Source organism: Exiguobacterium sp. s16, assembly GCF_018618115.1.
GTDB classification, from domain to species: Bacteria; Bacillota; Bacilli; order Exiguobacteriales; family Exiguobacteriaceae; genus Exiguobacterium; species Exiguobacterium mexicanum_A.
In genome coordinates this window covers 1-381 of record NZ_JACSLM010000031.1, presented here as the reverse complement: position 1 = coordinate 381, position 381 = coordinate 1, and the positions used below count along the sequence as shown (strand labels likewise).

Below are 381 nucleotides of genomic sequence, written 5' to 3'. Positions count from 1 at the left end.
AACAAGGTAGCCGTATCGGAAGGTGCGGCTGGATCACCTCCTTTCTAAGGAAAATGCCCATGTGGCATTGCCCATCGTTCAGTTTTGAGAGACCAAATCTCTCGACAATCAAAATATGAGGGCCTATAGCTCAGCTGGTTAGAGCGCACGCCTGATAAGCGTGAGGTCGGTGGTTCGAGTCCACTTAGGCCCACCATTTTTTTGAGAATTCCTATATGGGGCCTTAGCTCAGCTGGGAGAGCGCCTGCCTTGCACGCAGGAGGTCAGCGGTTCGATCCCGCTAGGCTCCACTTTGTTCCTTGAAAACTGAAGATTCATCAAGACATCAAACCAATTAATTTCACATATGGTCCGTGAGGACCGTGTGTCTTAGACGCTAGA

2 tRNA genes are annotated in these 381 nt (G+C 49.9%); both read left to right on the top strand.

From position 1 onward, the window contains the following. Positions 1 to 119 precede the first annotated feature (119 nt). Positions 120 to 196 (top strand) — tRNA-Ile (locus tag KNP86_RS15625). A gap of 21 nt (positions 197 to 217) precedes the next feature. After that, positions 218 to 290: transfer RNA gene (locus KNP86_RS15620), tRNA-Ala, on the top strand. The last annotated feature ends 91 nt before the right edge of the window (positions 291 to 381 follow it).